At 48.9% G+C, this 17,150-nt stretch carries 17 protein-coding genes and 1 pseudogene; 8 read left to right on the top strand and 10 right to left on the bottom strand.

Translation table 11 applies throughout. The features are described 5' to 3' along the window. The first annotated feature begins 192 nt into the window (after positions 1–192). On the top strand, positions 193–666 hold the full coding sequence (locus EDI28_RS20175; RefSeq protein WP_128785689.1) for a hypothetical protein: 474 nt from the start codon (positions 193–195) through the stop codon (positions 664–666). A gap of 22 nt (positions 667–688) precedes the next feature. Here EDI28_RS20175 and EDI28_RS20180 read toward each other — a convergent pair whose 3' ends face one another. Together EDI28_RS20180 and EDI28_RS20185 are read right to left on the bottom strand one after the other, a co-directional pair. Continuing rightward, the gene (locus tag EDI28_RS20180) at positions 689–1,915 is read right to left on the bottom strand and encodes a tyrosine-type recombinase/integrase (RefSeq protein WP_128785690.1); all 1,227 of its coding nucleotides are present in this window, start codon (positions 1,913–1,915) and stop codon (positions 689–691) included. A gap of 282 nt (positions 1,916–2,197) precedes the next feature. Further along, positions 2,198–2,713, bottom strand: a complete 516-nt coding sequence (locus tag EDI28_RS20185) for a Spy/CpxP family protein refolding chaperone (RefSeq protein WP_128785691.1) — start codon at positions 2,711–2,713, stop codon at positions 2,198–2,200. Between the two features lie 370 nt (positions 2,714–3,083). Here EDI28_RS20185 and EDI28_RS20190 point away from each other — a divergent pair, with 370 nt between their 5' ends. Continuing rightward, positions 3,084–3,593 (top strand): fasciclin domain-containing protein, encoded by a 510-nt coding sequence (locus tag EDI28_RS20190; protein ID WP_128785692.1) that lies wholly within the window; start codon positions 3,084–3,086, stop codon positions 3,591–3,593. Between the two features lie 62 nt (positions 3,594–3,655). Here EDI28_RS20190 and ppnP read toward each other — a convergent pair whose 3' ends face one another. Further along, entirely contained in the window at positions 3,656–3,937 is a 282-nt protein-coding gene (ppnP, locus tag EDI28_RS20195) for a pyrimidine/purine nucleoside phosphorylase (RefSeq protein ID WP_128785693.1), read from the bottom strand. A gap of 39 nt (positions 3,938–3,976) precedes the next feature. Next, entirely contained in the window at positions 3,977–4,402 is a 426-nt protein-coding gene (gene zntR, locus EDI28_RS20200; protein WP_128785694.1) for a Zn(2+)-responsive transcriptional regulator, read from the bottom strand. Positions 4,403–4,638: 236 nt separating this feature from the next. Between zntR and purH the strand changes: the two genes are divergently transcribed. After that, a complete protein-coding gene (gene purH / locus EDI28_RS20205) occupies positions 4,639–6,246 on the top strand; it encodes a bifunctional phosphoribosylaminoimidazolecarboxamide formyltransferase/IMP cyclohydrolase (protein ID WP_128785695.1) in 1,608 nt (535 codons plus the stop codon). A 113-nt stretch (positions 6,247–6,359) separates the two neighbouring features. Beyond that, positions 6,360–7,649 carry a phosphoribosylamine--glycine ligase gene (gene purD, locus EDI28_RS20210; RefSeq protein ID WP_128785696.1) on the top strand — a complete coding sequence of 430 codons (1,290 nt, stop codon included), beginning with the start codon at positions 6,360–6,362 and terminating at the stop codon, positions 7,647–7,649. A 75-nt stretch (positions 7,650–7,724) separates the two neighbouring features. Here the strand turns inward: purD and EDI28_RS20215 are convergent, their stop codons facing one another. Together EDI28_RS20215 and hupA are read right to left on the bottom strand one after the other, a co-directional pair. After that, a complete protein-coding gene (locus EDI28_RS20215) occupies positions 7,725–8,423 on the bottom strand; it encodes a DUF1481 domain-containing protein (RefSeq protein WP_128785697.1) in 699 nt (232 codons plus the stop codon). Positions 8,424–8,464: 41 nt separating this feature from the next. Continuing rightward, entirely contained in the window at positions 8,465–8,737 is a 273-nt protein-coding gene (gene hupA / locus EDI28_RS20220) for a nucleoid-associated protein HU-alpha (RefSeq protein ID WP_036831349.1), read from the bottom strand. A gap of 228 nt (positions 8,738–8,965) precedes the next feature. On the opposite strand from hupA, the gene EDI28_RS20225 reads away from it, so the two are divergent. Further along, the gene (locus tag EDI28_RS20225) at positions 8,966–10,021 is read left to right on the top strand and encodes a CNNM domain-containing protein (protein WP_128785698.1); all 1,056 of its coding nucleotides are present in this window, start codon (positions 8,966–8,968) and stop codon (positions 10,019–10,021) included. 86 nt (positions 10,022–10,107) lie between these two features. On the opposite strand, the pseudogene brnQ reads toward EDI28_RS20225, so the two are convergent. Both brnQ and EDI28_RS20235 read right to left on the bottom strand, forming a co-directional pair. After that, positions 10,108–11,448 (bottom strand): annotated as a pseudogene (gene brnQ / locus EDI28_RS20230) (branched-chain amino acid transport system II carrier protein). A 516-nt stretch (positions 11,449–11,964) separates the two neighbouring features. Then, positions 11,965–12,552 (bottom strand): YjaG family protein, encoded by a 588-nt coding sequence (locus tag EDI28_RS20235; RefSeq protein WP_128785699.1) that lies wholly within the window; start codon positions 12,550–12,552, stop codon positions 11,965–11,967. A gap of 154 nt (positions 12,553–12,706) precedes the next feature. Here EDI28_RS20235 and EDI28_RS20240 point away from each other — a divergent pair, with 154 nt between their 5' ends. Together EDI28_RS20240 and EDI28_RS20245 are read left to right on the top strand one after the other, a co-directional pair. Continuing rightward, positions 12,707–13,618, top strand: coding sequence for a D-2-hydroxyacid dehydrogenase (locus tag EDI28_RS20240; protein ID WP_128785700.1), 912 nt, complete (start codon positions 12,707–12,709; stop codon positions 13,616–13,618). An 18-nt stretch (positions 13,619–13,636) separates the two neighbouring features. After that, the gene (locus EDI28_RS20245) at positions 13,637–14,233 is read left to right on the top strand and encodes a uracil-DNA glycosylase family protein (RefSeq protein ID WP_128785701.1); all 597 of its coding nucleotides are present in this window, start codon (positions 13,637–13,639) and stop codon (positions 14,231–14,233) included. A 100-nt stretch (positions 14,234–14,333) separates the two neighbouring features. On the opposite strand, the gene hemE is transcribed toward EDI28_RS20245, so the two are convergent. Both hemE and nudC read right to left on the bottom strand, forming a co-directional pair. After that, positions 14,334–15,401 carry a uroporphyrinogen decarboxylase gene (hemE, locus tag EDI28_RS20250; RefSeq protein WP_128785702.1) on the bottom strand — a complete coding sequence of 356 codons (1,068 nt, stop codon included), beginning with the start codon at positions 15,399–15,401 and terminating at the stop codon, positions 14,334–14,336. 229 nt (positions 15,402–15,630) lie between these two features. Further along, a complete protein-coding gene (gene nudC, locus EDI28_RS20255) occupies positions 15,631–16,398 on the bottom strand; it encodes an NAD(+) diphosphatase (RefSeq protein WP_128785703.1) in 768 nt (255 codons plus the stop codon). Positions 16,399–16,558: 160 nt separating this feature from the next. On the opposite strand from nudC, the gene rsd reads away from it, so the two are divergent. Further along, a complete protein-coding gene (gene rsd / locus EDI28_RS20260) occupies positions 16,559–17,041 on the top strand; it encodes a sigma D regulator (RefSeq protein ID WP_128785704.1) in 483 nt (160 codons plus the stop codon). Positions 17,042–17,150: the final 109 nt, after the last annotated feature.

The following is a 17,150-nucleotide window of genomic DNA, read 5'->3' on the forward strand; positions in this document are numbered from 1 at the left end:
CTCACCGTTGCTATGGGATTTCATGCCGCTTTCAGCATACGCTACTCCCTCCAGAAAACCTAAAAACCAGATTTATAGGGCACCTATCTCCTAAGACTTCGGGTCACACGCGCGCGCGATATACATTAGTAGATCCTAATTTAACTTACCCAATGATATAATTTAGCTATCACTAATATAAAGAGTTCAACCATGGTCGCACCGAAGGGAAACACTTATAACAACAAGTACAAACCTGAATACGTAGAGCAGGTTTATAAGCTGTGCCTACTCAATGCCATCGACCGAGAGTTAGCTGACTTCTTTGAAGTAAGCGTTGATACCATCCGTAACTGGTCTATCCGGCACCCTGAATTCGATGCAGCGAAACGTGCGGGCAAGATGAAAGCGGACGCAGAAGTAGCGTCTAAGTTATTTAGCCGAGCTATAGGTTGTTCGGTCAAGAAACAGCGCGTGTTAAACAACGGCTCAGTTGTTGACTACTTCGAGGAGCTGCCGCCGGATACCCGTGCTATTGAGTATTGGCTGCAGTGCCGAAACCATGATAAATGGAACTCAAAGCAGCAGGTAGAGCTTTCTGGTAATCAAGAGAACCCGTTAGCCTTTCTTCTTTCTGAAGTGGCAACAGAGGCAGAAAATTCGAGTTCTCTTCCATCAAAGGGATAATCATAACTGTCAGGAATTTCTTTTACCCCTTCACTTTTTCAAATAGCACCACCTTTTCAGACGGCGTTGCCAACAAAGTCAAACGTTCCAACCATATATTCAGAGCATTTTCTTTTTCCGGCAAATACTGACTATGGTTATAAACTGCCATCACCCCGCCGAGGGAATGCCCCAACAGGTGTTCCACCACATGCGGCATTACACCTAAGTCATTCAGCTTAGTTGCTAAGGTGCGACGCAAATCATGCAGCGTCCAAGCTTCATCATGCTTTAGGCGCTTCCAAATCATACGCCCAAACTGGCTGACTGCTTCAGGTGCCTTCAATTCACCCAAGATATAATCCTCATGGCCAGCCTGCTGTTTTAAGGCTAACAACCAAGAGCACAGAGACTCCGGGATTGGTCGGACAATCTTTTCAGAGGTTTTACTGTTTGCCTTTGGCACCGTCCAGTGCCTCGCCTCTAAATCCCATTCCTTCCACGTGGAAAGACGTACTTCCTGAGTGCGAGCACCAAAGATGAGCAGTAGCTTTAACAGGTTGCGATAATAAGGAAGCAGTCTGCTATTGTCAGAAAGCAACCATACATCTGCCAGCTCTTTGTCCTTTAACACGCGATCTTTCTTGCACTGCTTCTTGCCGACATCACTGATAGACAAATCATCAAGTACACGGCTGGCAGCATAACGACGTACCCGACAGAATCGGAGTGCCTGCTTGGCATTCTGCAAGACGTAACCAGCAGCAACGGGAGCCGGACGTTGCTTTCCCTGAATACCTTTACGAATCCGATCAAAACATTCGATCCAGTGTCGGGTTTCAGTCTGGATTAATGGCAAATTGCCGATGTATGAGTAAATATGTCGTTCAAACTGAGCACGATGCTTGGCAGCATTAGCCCTGTTCTCTTCAGCATACTCCACCAGCCAATATTCAAGGGCATCTTTGACAGTAACAGGCTTTAAGGTCTGTTCTCGTTCAAGAGCACGCATTAGCTTTGGATCATACCCTTCAGCCAACCATTCACGGCACTGCCTGGCAAGTTCCCTGACTTTAATCAACGGTAAGTCGGGATAGTCGCCCAGATCAAGACGCTTGTTTTTGCCCTCGATTTTATAGCGGAACTGCCAGCGAACCTTCCCTAAAGGGGATACTCTCGCCCCCAGCCCCCCGCCATCACTTAAGACGGTCGCTTTTGCTTGCTGCTTGTTAAGTACCGCTTTGAGGTGCTTATCGAACAAATTACCCATAACTGACTCTTCCTTGGCTTTCGGGGTACATATTCATTTATATGTACCCCCATATGTACGCCGAGTTAACGATAAAAGCCAGAACAAACTAAAACACGCACAAACAACATGCGACCTAGATCATTGTTAATTAAAGATTAGTACGAGCAGGCAAGAACTATAGCGAACAGTTGAAAACAGTAATTTTGATAATACGGCATGAACTAATTACCTGATATTCATAAAGAAGGCTAGTCTTAATGACTGGCCTTTTTTTAATTATCTAACTGTTATTTAGGATAATTAATAGCACCCCATAAAGCCGTCTTGATCGAGGATTCCTTGTTGCTCAGGGGTCAAGCTCTGATATAAGTCTGTCAGCGCGGCAGAATAGGAGGTCATGCTGGCAAAACGTTTTCCCATCATATCGGAGTGAAAGGCAAGGCGCTTGGGTAGAGTCAAGGTTTGGCTGCTCTGCATGAATTCCAGCATCTCTTGTCGGTGCGCGAGCATTGATCCGGCTTGTCGTTTCACAACCAGTTTGAATTCATCCCACCTTACCTGTTGCTCTTTGCTTAACTTGAGCTGACTTTTCAGTTCATCAAGCTGCGTTTGTATAACCCCAATATCTTGCCCTTGAGGACTGGAGCCCTTCAGCATCCCTGGACTACCTCCCATCGCGCAGGCGCCACTCATCATCCCCGGCCCTCCCATCATTCCCGTCATACCACTTTGCCATTTTGGGGCGGCTATGGCTAAAGCTGCGGTTAAGCACGCGATAGAGCCAATGCCAATAATGAGCGTCTGTTTATATTTCATGGTGTAACTCCTTCACACTTAATACGGCAAGAAGAAAACAATATTAGATAGTACTAATGTAGTACAAACGATGGGATAGTGATCTGATACATTTGCTTTCAATTTTTTACAGCGGTTTAAGCCATAAAATGGTCATGACGCCAACTTGATTACATCTACATTGCTTATTATTTTAATGTAAAAAGACAAATTGTTGATATAACCATCACCAAGTATATGCCCTAGCCATCTCCAGAGTGGTCCACAAGCTTGAAAACAGCTTCAGGGCTTTTCTGTTTATGAGACAACATTCCTTTCTCGGTGAACCATACTCCCTCTTTGTACGTTTAAAGCTCTGATTACACCAAAACAGCAATAACGAGGGTTAACAATGAAAACAGTCCAACGTTTTATTTCCTATTCGCTAAGCGCCTTATTTCTACTTACCTTGTCAGGCTTGGCAGTCGCAACGCATCACGAAAAACCAAAGATAAATCTGGTCGAGGTGGCAGCTAACAATGATGACTTCCAAACTCTTGTGATGGCCATTAGGGCGTCTGATCTGAGCGGAACCCTGGAAGGAAAAGGGCCGTTTACTGTTCTGGCTCCCACCGATGATGCCTTTAACAAATTGCCGGAAGGTGCGTTGGCCGAACTACTCAAACCCGAAAACAAAGAACAGCTCCAAGCTCTTCTTAAGTATCATGTCTTGCCCGGCGCTATCTCTTCCAAAGAGGTCGGCATGCTAAAACTGCCGAAGACATTACAAGGCGGGACGGTGACAATCGAAAGCAGCGAAAATAGCGTAACTATCAACGGAGCCAAGGTTATTACCGGAGGTATCGAGGCTAGTAACGGTATCATTCATATCATCGATACCGTGCTGATCCCGAAAGAATAACGCCATCAAAAAAGCTTCGCCTCGGCGAAGCTTTTTTATCTGAGTAACGTTTACTCACTCGCTCACAGGTAATCACACAGGTAGGCCGTGGTATCCGTGACAATCACCAGAAAGGATGAATCACCCGGCACTTCGAAGTCATCGCCGGCAGTATAGGTTTCCCAGTCAATATGACCCGGCAGTTTCACCGTCAGCGCACCTTTGACCACCGTCATACGCTCAGGCGCAGCAGTACCGAAAGTATATTCACCCGGCACCATCACCCCGACGCTGGTGTGCTCGCCCTGGGTTTCGAAACCAATCGACTTCACCTGACCATCAAAGTATTCATTTACCTTTAACATGACTTTCCCTATCAATAACTACGTGATAATTCGAAGCTATCACAGTTTGTCTGCCTCGTCATCATGATCCCCCAGCGCTTCCAAAATAGAGCAATGACTGGCATTGTCATCGATATGGCCACAGCAGGCATCATTGATTTTCTTCAGGGCTAACCGAATACGCTTGAGTTCTACCATTTTCTTGTCAACTTCATCCAGCTTCGCCTGGGTAATGGCTTTGACTTCTGCGCAGCTGTGCTGGCAGGCTTCGAGTCGAATATCCAGTAGCTCCCTAATTTCATCCAGGCTAAGGCCGATGGCCTTGGAGCGCATGATGAACTTCACCCGTGACAAATCGGCTTCACTGTAGAGGCGATATCCGCTGTCACTGCGTCCCGCAGGCTTAAGCAGGCCGTTCTTTTCATAAAACCGTAACGTATCGCTGCTGACATCACACAACTTTGCCAGCTGTCCAATCAAATACATACCCAACCCATTTTTTCTAAGCATCAACACCTGTGGTAAACATCATAAAACACAAAAAGCAAACGTTTGCGTGATGCTGGATTTCATGTAAAATATGCGCCATCGACAAAAAATCACTGCCCCCTGCTAAGGATCTGGCACTCTTCGATTCTAATGAGGGTATTTACCAAAATCCAGCACCAATACCACGTTGGCTTTTGGCAAATATTCCCCCGTGTATAAAAGAGATGGTAGCAATGGAAAACGCTCGTCCTATTCGCCGTGCGCTGATCAGCGTATCAGACAAAACTGGTATTGTTGAATTCGCACAGGCTCTTGCCAACCGTGGTGTTGACATCCTTTCTACTGGCGGTACTGCTCGCCTGCTTGCCGAACAAGGTATCAAGGTCACCGAGGTATCGGATTATACCGGCTTCCCTGAAATGATGGACGGCCGAGTCAAGACACTTCACCCGAAAGTACACGGTGGCGTATTGGGCCGCCGCGGCCAGGACGATGAGGTCATGGCTCAACACGGTATCGACCCGATTGATATGGTGGTGGTGAACCTGTATCCATTTGCCCAGACAGTGGCAAAAGCAGGCTGCACGCTGGAAGACGCGGTTGAGAATATTGATATCGGCGGCCCGACGATGGTGCGCTCTGCAGCGAAGAACCACAAAGACGTAACTATTGTAGTTAACGCCCATGACTATGGACGTGTCCTTGCCGAGTTAGAAGCCAACAACGGTTCTTTGGCCCATGCGACCCGTTTCGATCTGGCTATCACGGCCTTTGAGCACACTGCCGCCTATGACGGCATGATTGCCAACTACTTCGGTACCATGGTGCCATCTTACGGCGACAACAAGGAAGGCGACGAACCTTCACCTGAAAACAAAAGTAAATTCCCGCGCACCTTCAACCAGCAATTCGAGAAGAAGCAGGATATGCGCTACGGTGAGAACAGCCACCAAGCCGCTGCTTTTTACGTTGAAAAGAACCCGGAAGAAGCCTCTGTATCAACAGCACGCCAGATCCAAGGCAAAGCGCTGTCTTACAACAACATTGCAGATACCGATGCCGCCCTTGAGTGTGTCAAAGAGTTCGACCAGCCTGCCTGTGTGATCGTTAAACACGCAAACCCATGTGGCGTTGCATTAGGTAAAGACATCCTAGAAGCCTACGACCGCGCTTTCAAAACAGACCCAACGTCAGCATTTGGCGGCATCATCGCATTCAACCGCGAACTAGACGCAGCAACAGCAACCGCTATTACTGAGCGCCAATTCGTTGAAGTTATCATTGCGCCTTCTGTTTCTGCTGAAGCGGTAGAAATCGTCGCGGCTAAGAAGAACCTTCGCCTACTAGAGTGTGGTGAGTGGACAACGAAGACAACTGGCTTTGACGTGAAACGCGTTAACGGCGGCCTATTAGTCCAAGATCGCGACCAAGGCATGGTGTCTGAGGACGATCTGAAAGTGGTTTCTAAACGCCAACCAACAGCAGAAGAACTTAAAGACGCACTATTCTGCTGGAAAGTCGCGAAGTACGTGAAGTCTAACGCGATAGTTTACTCAAAAGGCGACATGACTATCGGCGTCGGTGCCGGCCAGATGAGTCGAGTTTACTCAGCGAAAATTGCCGGGATCAAGGCAGCAGACGAGAACCTGGAGGTTGCGGGTAGCGTGATGGCATCAGATGCTTTCTTCCCGTTCCGTGACGGTATTGATGCAGCAGCCGAAGCGGGGATTAAGTGTGTTATCCAGCCGGGCGGCTCGATGCGCGACCAGGAAGTGATTGATGCCGCCGACGAGCACGGCATGGCGATGATCTTTACGGGTATGCGCCACTTCCGCCACTAATTTTTTGGTTCTTCCCCTTTTCAAGGGGGAGTTAGAGGGGGTTTGAAGCGCTAGCTATCTTAACCCCTCCCAACCTCCCCTTAAAAAGGGGAGGAGTAATCAAAGGGAATATTATGAATGTATTGATTATTGGTGCCGGCGGCCGTGAGCACGCACTGGGTTGGAAAGCCGCACAGAACCCAAACGTTGACACGGTGTATGTTGCTCCGGGTAACGCCGGCACGGCCCTTGAACCAAAGCTTGAAAACGTGGCAATCGGTGTTGAAGATATTACCGACTTGGTTGCCTTTGCCAAAGAAAAAGCCATCGAACTGACCATTGTTGGCCCTGAAGCGCCGTTGGTTATCGGCGTGGTTGATGCTTTCCGTGAGGCGGGCCTGCCAATCTTCGGCCCTACACAAGCTGCCGCTCAGCTAGAAGGTTCCAAAGCATTCACTAAAGACTTTCTGGCTCGCCATCATATCCCAACAGGTGCATACGCCAATTTTACCGATATTGAACCGGCTTTGGCCTACGTTCGTGAGCAGGGTGCCCCTATCGTGGTTAAAGCTGATGGCTTAGCCGCCGGTAAAGGCGTTATTGTGGCGATGACCCTCGAGGAAGCAGAAGGCGCGATTAAAGACATGCTTGCAGGTAACGCCTTCGGTGAAGCAGGCAGCCGTGTAGTTATCGAGGAATTCTTGGAAGGTGAAGAAGCGAGCTTTATCGTCATGGTCGACGGCTCAAGCGTTCTGCCAATGGCCACCAGCCAAGATCACAAGCGTGTCGGTGACAAAGACACCGGTCCTAATACGGGAGGCATGGGAGCTTACTCACCAGCACCTGTGGTTACGCCTGAGATTCATGAGCGTATTCTGGAAGAAGTTATCTACCCAACGGTGCGTGGTATGGATGCCGAAGGTCACCCGTATACAGGCTTCCTATACGCAGGTCTTATGATCGCAGCTGACGGTACCCCAAAAGTCATTGAGTACAACTGTCGCTTCGGTGATCCTGAAACCCAGCCAATCATGATGCGTATGGAGTCTGATCTGGTCGACCTTTGCCTAATGGCGATTGATGAGAAGCTTGATCAGGCGGAATCAAAGTGGGACCCGCGCGCTTCTATTGGTGTGGTACTTGCAGCCGGCGGCTACCCGGCAGATTACGCCAAAGGTGATGTTATCAGCCTACCAACAGAGCAAGTTGACGGCCAGAAGATTTTCCATGCTGGCACCGCGAATAATCAATCTGGTGATATCGTGACAAACGGCGGCCGTGTACTTTGTGCCACCGCGCTTGGCAATACTGTCTCAGAAGCCCAGCAACACGCTTATGAACTTACCAAGCAGGTAAGCTGGGATGGTATGTTCCATCGTAATGATATCGGCTACCGTGCGATAGAGCGTGAACAACAAGCCTAGCGCCGGCGCTAGATGCAAATAAAAAACGCGCTGTCCACAGCGCGTTTTTTGTTTCGCTTTCAAAAAAGAACAGGATTACTTTTCAAGCAAAGCAGGAGGAGCAATACATTGTCCGCTGTCATCAGCGAGCATCAACAACTGGCTCGCCTCGACCTTATCCCGACGAACCTTGCCTGACACCACGATGAAGCGATTCTGCCCCTGTTGGCTAAGCTGCCGGGCAGTAAACTCAGGCAAAGCCGGATTGAAAGTCATCTCCAACGACTTTTCGCTGCCACAGCGAATCAAGCGGTTACCCTGCCAATGCCCCTGCACCAGCGATAAATCGTCTTTACGCTGCTTTTTAACAATGCTGATAGCATTCTCGGCCTGTTGGGTAAGCTGATAGAGCTGGGAGTCAGACAACGGCAGCACAGAGCCATCTACGGTATAACGCTGGAACACCGCGCTACCCTGGGTGTCATAGCGGACATGAAGGGTGAAAGGTTTGAGGGTCTTTTCGTATAGCCGCGTTCCATCACGCTTAATCTCACGTAACTTGCCATCGCGCCAGCGATAATCAGATTGGTATTGACCGTAGTCTCCGGCAGTGACCACTTCAGCCAGTTTCACCGGCCGGTTTTGCTGGGAAGAGTACCAGTACAGCGAGGTAGCATCGCCCATCGTCTGGCCGCCAGTATGGGTCAGAACGGGGGTAATGGAATTTTCGGGAACAGCGGTGGTTTCACATCCAGCCAGGAGCGAGATAAGAAAAAAAGGAAGAAGACGTTTCATAGCAATAACTCCGCCAGATGAATAACCTGGCGGAGTATAGATTATTTCACTGCGTCTTTCAGTGCTTTACCCGCTACGAATGCAGGAACGTTCGCAGCTGCGATCTGGATTTCCTGACCAGTTTGCGGGTTGCGGCCAGTACGTGCTGCGCGGTGGTTTACTTTAAATGTACCAAAGCCAATTAGTTGAACCTGGTCACCTTCCTTAAGCGCATCGGTAATGCCGTCTAGAGTTGACTCTAGTGCAACTTTCGCTTGAGCTTTAGAAAGATCTGCTTTTTCAGCGATCAGGTCAATAAGTTGGGTCTTGTTCATTAGGTTTCCCTTCTAAGGTTTTTCTTCAGACGCATCAACTCTAATTCAAAAGAAGCCCGTGTGGCAAAGGTTTGTCGGCCATCATGTGGTTATGTGCGGACTCTTTAACCATAAACTGAGCGCAAGTTCACAAAATGTTACCAATACGCAAAATGAAATAGTTGTATTTATTCCCTATCGCACCAATTAATATAGGCGTAATTTCCTTATTAAGCTGACAAGGTAAGCATGATACTCCTTACGATTTACATCGCTATTGCGATTGGTGTTTCGTTTATTTGCTCGGTGCTCGAAGCCGTGCTCCTCAGTATTTCGCCAAGTTATATTGGCACTCTGCGCCAGCAGAACCATCCGGCAGCACCTCGTCTTGCTGCCCTTAAAGACAATATCGACCGCCCGTTGGCATCGATCCTCACCCTTAACACCATCGCTCACACTATTGGTGCGGCGACCGCCGGCGCCCAAGCAGCGGTCGTATTCGGCAGCCAATGGCTGGGTCTATTTTCCGCCATACTGACGATTGGTATTCTGCTGTTTTCAGAAATCATTCCCAAAACTATCGGCGCAACCTATTGGCGCCAGTTGGCTCCCAAATCCGCAATCGTATTGCGTTGGATGGTATGGGCACTGACACCGTTTGTCTGGGTATCAGAGCAAATTACCCGACGCTTGTCACAAGGCCATGAGCCGCCGAAACTGCGTGACGAATTGTCGGCAATGGCCATGCTCGCCAAAGAATCAGGCGAACTCGCAGAGGGCGAGTCAAAAATCATGACCAACCTGCTTCAGTTCCGTGAGGTCAGCGTTACCAAAATCATGACACCGCGTCCCGTTTTGTTCCGGGTTGAGGCAGAGCAGCCAATCAACGAGTTCCTGTCTGAGCACAAAGACAGCCCGTTTTCCCGCCCACTCATTTACAGTGAGCAAAAGGACAACATCATCGGCTTCGTCCATCGTCTTGAGCTGTTTGCCGAAAGCCATGCCGGCCGAGGACAGCAAGAGCTGGGCACCCTGATGCGCCCGATCCCGGTGATTATGAATAATGCCAGTGTACCAAAAGCCTTCGAACAACTGATGAAAGAGCGCTCACAACTGGTACTGGTGGTTGATGAGTACGGTACCGTACAAGGACTGATCACCCTGGAGGACATTTTCGAGAGCCTGGTCGGCGAAGAGATTGTCGATGAAGCGGATACCAGCACCGACATGCAGCAACTGGCCTATCAGCGCTGGGAGAAATGGAAGAAACTCCACGGTGTGATTGAAAGCAAAGATGATGAGTGATCGCACTGAACAATAAACACTGAGTAATAAACAAAGGGGCCGATGGCCCCTTTGTTTTACCTTTGATCCAGAGTAATGTTTCCGATCTAGGCTTTCGCCAGCTGTAGTTTTTTGGTCATCACTCGCGACCATACTAACCCTACCAACAGCATACTTACGGTAGGTACAATCCACCCCGCATAGTAGCGATACAGCGGTAGGTGCTGCTCTAGCTCCTGCCCCATATTTTCCGGCATCTGGCCCAAAATATGAACGGCATCAATACAACCAAAAACCAATGCCGTGCCCACCGTGACCAAGACCATGCTTGGCGCTAGCACTTTTCTGACTGGTGCAACCAATAGCAGCGCTATCGCAATAGGATGCAAGGCGACCACGGCCGGTAATGTCACCGCAAGCAACTGCTCCAAACCAACATTCGCCACCAGGCCCGCCAGGATCATGGTTCCCCATACACTACGGCGGTATGAAATGGCTGAGAAAGCCGTGCTATAAAACTCACTGCCTGCCGTCGTTACCCCGATAGCCGTCGTCAGGCATGCCAACACCATCACCGCTCCCAGCAACACAATACCGGTAAGACCTAAGTGATAGTTGGTGAAGGCTGTAAGTATTTCCCCGCCGTTGGTAAAATCAGTCCCCAAATCAGCACTAGTCGCACCGATATACGCCAATGACAAGTACACCACGGACATTGCTACGGCATACATAACTGCCGCAATAACAGTATATTTTGCCGTGGCTTTCGGGCAGCTGATGCCCATACTCTGGATCGCACGGAAAATAATCCAACCAAAACCGATCGAACCCAGCGCATCCATGGTCATATAGCCCTGTGTCAGCCCTTCGGCAAATGCCCCGTCAATATACGGACCTTGCGCAATCATCACCTCGCCGGAAGGATACAGGAAAGCCAGAACAGCCAAGACTGACAAAATGACCAACAGCAAAGGCGTTAACCACTTACCCAACGTATCCACCAGCTAACCGGGGAACAGTGCAAACAAAACCGTCGCCATACAAAAAGCCGCGGAGAATGGTATCAATCCCGTATCGCCGATGAAGGGCACCAAGCTAAACTGGTAAGCCACGGTAATAGCACGAGGGATCACAAAAGCCGGCCCGATAACGATAAAAACCATGACCCAGAAACTCGTCGCAAGTGGACGCGGTAAGGCTGCCGTCAGATTATCAGACCCTCTAACCAGAGCCACCATCACCAATGCAAACGCTGGCAGTCCAACACCTGTCAGCAAGAAGCCAATCATGCTGCCCAGAAAATGTTCACCGGCCTGAAAGCCTAGAAATGGCGGAAAAATCAAATTTCCGGCACCTAAGTACATGGCAAAGGTCATAAAGCCTAAGGCAGCGATATCACGCGCATTTAATCTTGGGTTCAGCCCTGAACTTAACGTTGAATTCAGCATAGTGTTCCTCTGTATAGCATTCAGCTTGGAGGAAACGGGAAGGAGAATTGATTTTAAAGGGACCCTGCCAGCTTCTTCACAAGCTGACAGAAAAAAGATAAAGCCTGTCAGCTCCGAATAAGGTTCAGAGAGAGCAGGAGGAGCGCGCAAGCAGCAATAGCAAGGTGACTGCTATTGTATGCTGATACTGAAGGCTGGATTGCTTTCATGCGTTGTCCCGCTTTGACAGATGAATATACTCCGTCAGCGATAGTAAGCTGCGGACCAGTCTTTGTTATATACGCCCTTAGACACATCACACAAGACGGCAGCACCAGATAAGTGTATTGGGTCAAAAATTAGCAACAAAGCAGTTGATAACACCAAGGTAACACCCAAAAACCAGATCTATCAACTTAACAACATCACAACAATCCCCCTATAAGTAAAACCATCGCCACTCTTGCCGAATAAGGATATATAAGGAGGTACAAAAAAGGAGCCTTCCGGCTCCTTTTTTCAATTTGGTCATTCGGCTTACAGCTCGATACCTATGTTGCTGACCGGCTCATCACGCAACTCTTGGCGTAGATCCTTAATCAGCTCGATATCACGTCGTTCAGCTTCTTTCAGGGCACGGAAAATTGCCCACTGCATATCCCACTCGGCACAAATCGCTTCGTTCTCTTTCTGGTTCTCGTTGGTAATCTCAACACCAGTCTGAGCAAACTCAAGATCAGCGACGGTTTCCGCAGACAGAGAACTCAGCTTCGTCAGGGTTTCCAGCATTAAATCACGATCCAGCATGGCATGCAGCAAATCAGCCAAAGCGACACAGGCATCAATCGCCGGGTTTACCGCATAAAGATCATGCTCATCGGCACTAGGCACCAACTCTTCTAGCTTCTCTAGTTGCCTTTCGAAATTAATCTTTGCCGTTTTGACTGTCAGGATTTCCCAGATACTATCCAGAATCGAACGATATTTCTGCTCATCCGCAAATTCAGTTTCCTGACAGAACAGTGCATAGTTGGGGTACATTCGCTCACACAGAGAGACCATAAAGGTGATGTGTTGCCACGGTTCTAATTTTTCAAGGCGAAGCTGAACTGGATTCTTTAGCATGGGATAATCTGCAGTTGTGATTTGCACCGAAGTGTACTTGTATACCCAAGCTACTTCAATATTAAGCGGCTCCAATATCCAACAACTCCTATATATAGATGTCGCTCGCAGTAAAGTTGCCAGGGTAACGGTCACCAGCATAAAAGGAACAAGAATGAATAAATTACTGATTGTGGCAAGACAATATGATGATTACCGGAAATTGCTCGCCCAGGCCCAGCTACCAGCACTTGAAATCACGGAAGACCCAGCGCAAGCCTCCATCATTTTAGCCGATCCCCCTCGCATAGCCGCTTACCTTGAGCGTTATCCGGCGCTACGCTGGCTGCAATCTACCTATGCGGGGATTGATGCGCTGATCCGGCCAGATATCCGACAAGACTATACCCTGACCAATATTCGGGGTCATTTTGGCCAGTTGATCGCGGAATATGTCATGGGGTATACCCTTGATCATACCCGCCAGCTCAGCCTATACCGGCAACAACAATCTCAAGCCCAATGGCGACGATTTCCGTATTCTCCGCTGGACAAGAGAACCATGGTCATTCTTGGCACCGGCTCCATCGGGACTCATTTGGCACGGGTTGCCAAAGCCTTTGGCCTTGAAGTCATCGGTATTAACCGTTCAGGCCAGACAGGAGAAACTAGCTTTGACCGAATTTACCCCCTCACCCAGCTGGCTGATGGGTTGGCGACGGCTGATATTCTGGTCTCCACCCTCCCTGCTACGACGGAGACCGATGATCTTTTCAATGCCCGTACCTTGAGCCACTGCCGCAATACGCTACTGTTTAATGTGGGGCGTGGTAATGCCGTATGCGAACAGGGATTGCTGACCGCTATCGAGCAAGGCTGCGTAACCCATGCCTATCTTGATGTATTCAAGCAGGAGCCGCTCAACGAGAGCCACCCTTTCTGGCAGAACCCTAACATAACCATTACTCCTCATATCGCAGCAGAAAGCTTTCCTGAACAGGTTTTCGAAATATTTAAAGCAAACTATCAACGATATATCCAACAACAGCCAATGATGTACCAAGTTGATTTCAACCGTGGTTATTAGTGACTAAAGGCAACAGCTATGGCAACTCAACAACTTGATAACCTGCTGGATCAAATCCGCCACTGCGAGACCTGCAAGGATCACCTTCCCCTCGGACCCCGCCCAGTGATACAGGCTGCCAGCACCGCAAAACTGATGATTGTCGGCCAGGCTCCGGGCACGCGTGTTCATGAAACCGGGATCCCGTGGAACGACCCAAGCGGCAACCGGCTGCGGGCATGGCTTGAGCTCGATCGCGACACGTTCTATGATCCGGCACAAATCGCTATCATGCCGATGGGGCTGTGCTACCCGGGAAAAGGGAAATCCGGCGATCTCCCTCCAAGAGCGGAATGTGCTCCGCAATGGCACCCGCAGGTTTGGCCATTGCTGCCTAATGTCGGTATGACGTTATTGGTCGGCCAATATGCCCAGCAACGCTACCTGCAAAACAAACCCAAGACACTGACCGAAACAGTGAAAGCATGGCGTCAATGGGCACCTGAATTCATCCCCATGCCCCATCCTTCACCTCGCAATACCTTGTGGCTGAAGAAAAACCCATGGTTTGAAGCTGAGGTGGTACCGTATATCCGCGACTACGTCCACCAGCATTTGGGTATTTCAAGAAGCTAGTTTCGAGAAGCGAGAAAGCAAAAAGCCCACGCTGTAAACTGCATGGGCTCTTCATACTCAACCTAGGAACGACTAGTCACCTAGGGTCTCGTATTTGCTCTTATTTGTGATACGGCTTAGACAGCTCGTGTACTGCTTCCACAAATACGCCAGCGTTTTCAGGCGGCACATCCAAGTGGATACCGTGGCCCAGGTTAAACACGTGGCCGGTACCTTCGTCGCCGTATCCTTCCAGAATCGTCGCTACTTCCTGACGAATACGCTCTGGTTGAGCATATAGCATTGAAGGATCCATATTGCCTTGAAGGGCTACTTTGTCACCAACACGACGCTTGGCATCAGCAATATTGATCGTCCAGTCCAGACCTACAGCATCACAGCCCGTGGCAGCAATTTGCTCCAGCCACATACCGCCATTTTTGGTAAACAGAGTAACAGGCACACGGCGATCGTCGTTTTCACGGATCAGGCCGTCAACAATCTTGTGCATGTAGCGCAGCGAGAACTCGTTGTAATCACGCGGGGTCAGAACGCCGCCCCAGGTATCGAATACCATCACAGATTGTGCACCCGCTTTAATTTGGGCATTCAAATACTCAATCACGCTGTCAGCTAGTTTATCCAGTAGCAGGTGCAATGTTTGCGGCTCTGCGTACATCATCTTTTTGATCTTGGTGAATGCCTTTGAGCTTCCACCTTCAACCATATAAGTTGCCAGCGTCCAAGGACTGCCAGAGAAACCGATCAGTGGTACCTCGCCCTGAAGATCCTTGCGGATTTGGCGGACGGCATTCATCACGTACTGCAACTCGCCTTCTGGATCCGGCAAACCAATTTTATCGACATCTGCCTTGCAAGTGATCGGACGTTCAAACTTAGGTCCTTCACCCGCCTCGAAATACAGCCCCAGGCCCATCGCATCCGGGATAGTCAGGATATCTGAGAACAGAATTGCGGCATCCAGCGGAAAACGGCGTAGCGGCTGAAGAGTCACTTCACTCGCCAGCTCAGCATTTTTACATAGCGACATGAAGTCACCAGCAACACTACGTGTAGCGCGGTATTCTGGCAGATAGCGGCCTGCCTGACGCATCATCCATACAGGTGTGCAATCTACCGGTTGCTTCAACAGCGCACGTAGGTAGCGGTCATTCTTTAATTCGCTCATTCTGGACTCCATGGGTTAATTCTGCGGCGTATTGTATCACTCCGTGACAGCAACAAAAGAGTCCAATTGTTAAGCCGATCATATTTATAGCAACAATCTGTTCACTAGGTTTGCGACTCACAGGGTTCCCATGATACAAAATCTGCGCGCTAGCAATAATAACAATGATTTTGCTCGTAGAGAGCAAATAACTGCACCTTGCCCCTCCATTTAGGAGGGTTTTTTTATCCTATCGATCCGCCATCAAGGTTAGGGTGTAATCAATCAACGCTCTGGCAATCGTTCCTTCCGGAGCCAATGCAGGCAATTGATCGCTTGTCGCCCAGATAGCATCACTTAGCTCTTCATAATCGGGCTTAAGCTCACCACTTGTATAATCAGCCAGAAAGCCCATCATCAGGTTAGACGGAAATGCCCACGGCTGACTGCCGAAATAGCGAATGTTCGCTACCTTGACCCCAGTTTCTTCCTCAACTTCCCTGGCGACACACTGTTCCAGCGTTTCTCCGGCCTCCACAAATCCAGCAATCACTGTATACATGCCAGTTTTATGCCGAGGGTGCTGGGCCAAGAGAATTTTGTCTTGGTTACGGACAGCAACAATCACGCAGGGGGATAATCGCGGATAATGGTGGGTATGGCAGCCTTGGCAAACCATCGCCAAGTCATTCGATGCCAACTTGCACGGCTCACCACAGGCCGGGCAAAAGGCCTGGCTATGGAGCATATGAGAAAGCTGAGTCGCTTTTCCTGCCAGGTTGAACAGCTCGCTGTCGAGAGTCAGTAATTCTCTTTGAGAATAGAAGTCCTCTTCCTTATGATTTTCAGTAGCTTCCAGCCAATAAACAGGCCTTTCATTATACTCACCAATATAGCGTGCCTGTTTGCTATTTAAGCCTATCTGATCCTGGGTCATTAGTGGAAGTGTATGATTGCTCATATATAATTTGCGATCTTTAACTACACACCAATACGCTAATTCTTGTTTTTTTAACATCAATGTCACATCCATCCTTGCAGGGTTCGGTTTTTACTGGCAATCTAAACTTAATGACGGAATATTAATCCGTAATACAAGGTTCTCTTTTTTAAGAGTTTCACAGGTATCGTTATCAGTACCCCTTGTGTCGGTACTGATCGATCATGAGGGCATGGTCATGTTAAGTAAATTCGAACAAGTACAAAAACAGTGGGGCGGCACCAGCGATGTCATTGATCACTGGCTGATGTCCCGTCAGCAGCTACTGATCGACTATTGCAAGTTAGCGGGACTCCCCCCGTTTGAAAACAATACACGCCAGCTTCCAACCTCTTCACAACTTCAACTTTTCAGCCAGCAACTTGTCGATTATATCTCCGAAGGCCATTTCAAAATCTATGACATGGTCATGGAACGCTGGAATGCAACAGGTTACTCACCAACCGAAGATATCTCGCTACTCTATTCACAAATCACCCAAACTACCGATCCTTTACTGAATTTCACCGATCGTTATTGTGCTATCGATGAAGGTGGTGATATCCCTGATTTAGATAGTGACCTTTCCTCGGTCGGTGAACTGATTGAGCTTCGGTTCGCTCTGGAAGATAACTTAATCGAGCTGATCAGTGAAAGCTTAGCGTGTCCGCCGGGTGCGTAAACCCAAAATTTAGGCGAGAACACGGATACGGATGATTAACGGCCCTGAACTTAGGTGTCATGGCTTAGGGTTATTCACCGTTCCTATCGCTGACCCGCAGAAACTCCAA

This window comes from Photobacterium chitinilyticum (assembly GCF_004104355.1).
Lineage (GTDB): Bacteria > Pseudomonadota > Gammaproteobacteria > Enterobacterales > Vibrionaceae > Photobacterium > Photobacterium chitinilyticum.